We start from the raw sequence: 5,370 nt of genomic DNA on the forward strand, positions 1-5,370 counted from the left end.
CGCGCCCACCACCCCTCCGGCCCCCGCCGCCCCAGCCCCCGCCCCCGCCGCCTTCCACCGCGAAGGCTCCCTGTGGCGGCTCGTCTACGGCGGCCGGGAGGTGCGCGTGCCCGACAGCAAGGGGCTGCGGGACATCGCCGTGCTGCTGGCCAGGCCCGGCGCGCCCGTGCCCGCCGTCGAACTGGTCGCCGCCCCCGCGGCGCGCCGGACCGACCCCGACGGGCTGCACTCCGAGGGCGACACCGGCGAGCTGGTCGACGCCACCGCGCGGGCCGCCTACCGGCGTCGGCTGCGGGAGCTGGAGGAGGAGGCGGAGGACGCCGACGCGTCCGGCGACGCGGCCCGCTCCGAGCGGATCGCCGTCGAGCGGGACGCGCTGGTCGCCCAGTTGTCCGCCGCCTACGGCATCGGCGGCCGGGTGCGCCGCACCGGCTCGCCCGCCGAGCGCGCGCGGACCACGGTCACCGCCCGCATCCACGCCGCCGTACGCCGGGTGGCGGGCGTCCACCCCGAACTCGGCAGCCACCTGCGGACCGCCGTGCGCACCGGCACCCTCTGCGTCTACGCCCCCGAGCAGGCCCCCGACTGGCATCTGTGAGCCGACCGGACGACCCGGTCAGGTCCGGCGGCGCGCTACCCGTCCCGCCCTCCTGCCCGGTCCCGCCCCCAGCCCGTGCCGCCCCGCCTCACACCGTGCCGTCCGTTCTCACGCCTTCTGGTGCACAGGCGCCGTACCACCGGGGTACGGCGGTGAGGACGAAGGCAGGACACCATGCCCCGTACATCCAAGCCCGAGGCCGAACTGCTCGTGGACGAGCCGGTCATCGAGGGCCGTTACGCGCAGATCGGTCCGTACACCGTCGGGTACGAGACCATGAAGGCCGACATGGACCCCGCGCCGCTGTTCCGGGGCCTGCCCGACGACCGCTGCCAGTGCCCGCACTGGGGCCAGGTCGTCTCCGGCAAGATCGTCTTCCGGTACGCCGACCACGACGAGGTCTTCCACGCGGGCGACGCCTACTACGGCGCCCCCGGCCACCTCCCGCTGGTCTTCGCCGGCACCGAGGTCGTCGAGTTCAGCCCCACCGAGGAGCTCAACCGTTCGATGGAGGTCATCGGCCGCAACCTCGCCGAGGCCAAGGCGGCGGAGGCGTCGTCATGAGCACCGACCCGGCACGCGCCAAGGAGCTCGCCGACCTCTTCGTGCGGTTCCTGGAGACCAACACCGCGCCCGAGGGACTCTTCACGGACGACGTCTTCCTCGACTTCAGCCTGCCGCAGTGGCGGCTGCAGACCTCCGGCCCCGACGAGCTCGTGGCGCTGCGCCGCAGCTCGCACCCGCCGCTCGGCACCGTCCCGCGCCACCGCCTCGACCTCACGCCCACCGGATTCGTGCTGGAGTTCGAGGAGCGCTGGGAGGACGAGCGGGGCGGCTGGTACTGCCGTGAGCTGATGCGCGCGGAGGTCCGGGACGGATCCGTCAGCGAGGCGTCGGTGTACTGCACCGGCGACTGGGACCCCGCCACGCAGGCCGCGCACGCCCGGGAGGTGAGGCTGCCGCGCCCGTGAGGCGGCGTGGCGGGGAGCCGGTCGACCCGCCCGTGAAGCGCATCCGGGTGACCGCCTGCATCATGAGAGTGACGCAGGAGGAGATTCGGATTCGTTCGGAACTTTCTGAGAATCGGGTCCCGCGTGGCGCCGGTCACAGACAGCCGCCCGCCGGGGCCCGAAGGGTGGGGCCCGACGGAAGGAGCGCCTCACCGTGGAACGGACTGCGACGCCCGGCGAAACGGCTCCGCCGACGCCCACGTGCCACCCCCTTCCCGGCAAGGCCGGTCCGGACGCCGCCCCGGACCCGTCCGGCCCCTTCCTCGACGCGATGCCCCGGCAGCGCGCCACCCTCGCCCCGGTACCCGGCGAGGTCCCGGCCGACGCCGCGCGCTCGCGGGGACCGCGCCCCTGGCGCCTGCTCCCCACCCCCACCGGTACGCCGTTCACCTTCGGCTACGGCGTCGTCCTCGCCCTGACCTCGGTCGTCACCGCCTACGCCACGCCGGGCACCGTGCACGCCCTGCACCAGGGCTTCAGCACGGACGTGGCCCACCTGGTGCGGGTGCCCGGGCTGGTGCTCCTCGGCAGCGCGCTGTGGATAGCGGGCGGGTTCCTGTCGCCCTTCGTCGCCGGGTTCCTGCTCGTGCTGACCGCCCTGGAGCGCCGGGTCGGCGCCCTGCGCGCCGCCGGTGTCTTCCTGGCCGGGCACGTCCTGGCCACCCTCGCCACGGAGGGCTCCGTCGCCATCGGGGTGCTGGCCGGCCGGCTGCCGCCGAGTTCGCTGCACCGGCTGGACTACGGCATAAGTTTCGGCGTGGCCGCCTGCGTCGGCGCCCTGGCCGGGCTCGTCACCCCCTGGCTGCGCCGGCCGCTGCTCACCGTCTTCGGCGGGATGCTCCTCGCCAACCTCTACTCCTTCACCGACCCGATGACGGAGTGGGGCCATCTGATCGCGCTGGCGATCGGCCTCGCGACCTGGCCGCGCCTGCGCCGCGCCGCCCGCCGCCGCCGTACCCACCGCGCCTGACCCTGACCCTGCCCCTGACGCCGGGCCGTACCCGCCGCCCGTGACCCTGACGCCGGGCCGTACCCGCCGCCCGTGACCCTCACGCCCGGCCGCACCCGCCGCCCGTGACCCTCGCACCGGGCGTTCCCGCCCAGGTCGGACGCGCCTGGCAGCCGTTCCTCGCAGGCGATCGCTGACGGCGAACACCGGCAGGGGAACATTCGACGTCTCCCGCGCATTGAGTCGGCATAGCTCAACTTGACTGCCGAAGGGGAGATCATGGCTGCTGAGTCCAGGGCGTTCACATCGCTCACCCTGCCTGTGCTGCCGCTCGACGACGAGGTCGTGCTGCCCGGGATGGTGGTTCCGCTGGACCTGAACGACACCGACGTACGGGCCGCGGTGGAGGCCGCCCAGGCCGCCGCGCGCTCGGAGCAGGGCAAGCCCAAGGTGCTGTTGGTGCCGAGGATCGACGGGGCGTACGCGGGCACCGGCGTGCTCGGCACCGTCGAGCAGGTCGGCCGGCTCGCCGACGGCGACCCGGGCGCGCTGATCCGCGGCCGCGGCCGGGTGCGCATCGGCGCCGGCACCACCGGACCGGGCGCCGCGCTGTGGGTCGAGGCGACCCGCATCGACGAGACCGTGCCCGATCCCGTGCCCGGTCACGTCACCGAACTGGTCAAGGAGTACAAGGCGCTCGCCACCGCCTGGCTGCGCAAGCGCGGCGCCTGGCAGGTCGTCGACCGCGTCCAGGCCATCGACGACGTCTCCGCGCTCGCCGACAACTCCGGCTACTCGCCGTTCCTGACCACCGAACAGAAGGTGGAGCTGCTGGAGACCGCCGACCCGGTGGCCCGCCTCAAGCTCGCCACCCGGCAACTGCGCGACCACCTCGCCGAGCAGGACGTGGCCGAGACGATCGCGAAGGACGTCCAGGAAGGCGTCGACAAGCAGCAGCGCGAGTTCCTGCTGCGCCGCCAGCTGGAGGCCGTACGCAAGGAACTGCGTGAACTGAACGGCGAGCAGGACGGCGAGGAGTCCGACGACTACCGGGCCCGCGTGGAGGCCGCCGACCTGCCCGAGAAGGTCCGCGAGGCCGCCCTCAAGGAGGTCGACAAGCTGGAGCGGTCCAGCGACCAGTCGCCCGAGGGCTCCTGGATCCGCACCTGGCTGGACACCGTCCTCGAACTGCCGTGGAACGAGCGGACCGAGGACGCCTACGACATCCAGGGCGCCAAGGCGGTCCTGGACGCCGAACACGCCGGCCTGGAGGACGTGAAGGAGCGGATCACCGAGTACCTGGCGGTGCGCAAGCGCCGCAGCGAGCGGGGCCTCGGGGTCGTCGGCGGACGGCGTGGCGGTGCCGTGCTCGCCCTCGTCGGCCCGCCCGGCGTCGGCAAGACCAGCCTCGGCGAGTCCGTGGCGCACGCCATGGGCCGCAAGTTCGTCCGCGTCGCCCTCGGCGGCGTCCGCGACGAGGCCGAGATCCGCGGCCACCGGCGCACCTACGTCGGTGCCCTGCCCGGCCGTGTCGTGCGGGCGATCAAGGAGGCCGGGTCGATGAACCCGGTGGTCCTGCTCGACGAGATCGACAAGGTCGGCTCCGACTACCGCGGCGACCCCGCCGCGGCGCTCCTGGAGGTCCTCGACCCGGCGCAGAACCACACCTTCCGCGACCACTACCTGGAGGTCGAACTCGACCTCAGCGACGTGGTGTTCCTCGCGACGGCCAACGTCCTGGAGGCCATCCCGGAGGCCCTGCTCGACCGTATGGAGCTGGTCCGCCTCGACGGCTACACCGAGGACGAGAAGGTCGTCATCGCCCGGGACCACCTGCTCCCGCGTCAGCTGGAGCGGGCCGGGCTCGGCAAGGACGAGGTCGTCATCGCCGAGAGCGCGCTGCGCCGGCTGGCGGGCGAGTACACGCGCGAGGCGGGCGTGCGCAATCTGGAGCGGTCCGTGGCACGGCTGCTGCGCAAGGTCGCGGCACAGCACGAACTGGGCGAGCGGAAGCTGCCGTTCACCGTCGAGGCGGACGACCTGCGCGCGCTGATCGGGCGGCCGCACCATGTGCCGGAGTCGGCGCAGGACCCGGCCGAGCGCCGTACGTCCGTGCCGGGCGTGGCGACCGGGCTCGCGGTCACCGGCGCGGGCGGCGACGTGCTGTTCGTCGAGGCGTCCCTGGCCGACCCGGAGACGGGCGCGGCCGGGCTCACCCTGACCGGCCAGCTGGGTGACGTGATGAAGGAGTCGGCGCAGATCGCGCTGAGCTTCCTGCGCAGCCACGGGGCGGAGCTCGAACTGCCCGTGGCCGATCTGAAGGACCGGGGCGTGCACATCCACTTCCCGGCGGGCGCGGTCCCCAAGGACGGCCCGAGCGCCGGCATCACGATGACGACGGCCCTCGCGTCGCTGCTGTCGGGCCGGCTGGTGCGCACGGACGTGGCGATGACCGGTGAGGTCTCGCTGACCGGCCGGGTGCTGCCGATCGGCGGAGTGAAGCAGAAGCTGCTCGCCGCCCATCGCGCCGGGGTGACGACCGTCATCGTCCCCAAGCGCAACGAGGCCGACCTGGACGACGTGCCGGCGGAGGTGCTGGACAAGCTGGACGTCCACACCGTCACCGACGTCCGCCAGGTCCTGGAGCTGGCGCTCGCGCCCGCCACGAACGGGGCGGCGCCGAAGGTTCCGGCGGCGGCGTGACGGACGTCGTCGGATGACAGGGAAGGCCCGGGTTCCGTGAGGGAGACCCGGGCCTTCTCCGTGCGCCGCGCGTTTCCCGCGGCTGTCGGCTGTCGGCTGTCGGCTGTCGG

4 protein-coding genes and 1 pseudogene are annotated in these 5,370 nt (G+C 73.9%); all 5 read left to right on the forward strand.

Features of this window, described 5'->3' with window-relative positions:
- Positions 1-598: pseudogene (locus WN71_RS42125) on the forward strand (ATPase); the annotation flags it as partial.
- 174 nt (positions 599-772) lie between these two features.
- Positions 773-1,162, forward strand: a complete 390-nt coding sequence (locus WN71_RS37460) for a cupin domain-containing protein (protein ID WP_046592633.1) — start codon at positions 773-775, stop codon at positions 1,160-1,162.
- Positions 1,159-1,569 (forward strand): hypothetical protein, encoded by a 411-nt coding sequence (locus WN71_RS37465; RefSeq protein ID WP_046592632.1) that lies wholly within the window; start codon positions 1,159-1,161, stop codon positions 1,567-1,569. Before WN71_RS37460 ends, WN71_RS37465 begins: the two co-directional genes overlap by 4 nt.
- 193 nt (positions 1,570-1,762) lie before the next feature.
- On the forward strand, positions 1,763-2,578 hold the full coding sequence (locus WN71_RS37470) for a rhomboid-like protein (protein ID WP_046592631.1): 816 nt from the start codon (positions 1,763-1,765) through the stop codon (positions 2,576-2,578).
- A gap of 258 nt (positions 2,579-2,836) precedes the next feature.
- Positions 2,837-5,260: an endopeptidase La gene (gene lon, locus WN71_RS37475; RefSeq protein ID WP_046592630.1), complete on the forward strand. Its 2,424-nt coding sequence runs from the start codon at positions 2,837-2,839 to the stop codon at positions 5,258-5,260.
- The last annotated feature ends 110 nt before the right edge of the window (positions 5,261-5,370 follow it).

The sequence above is a fragment of the Streptomyces mangrovisoli genome, from assembly GCF_000974985.2.
Lineage (GTDB): Bacteria > Actinomycetota > Actinomycetes > Streptomycetales > Streptomycetaceae > Streptomyces > Streptomyces mangrovisoli.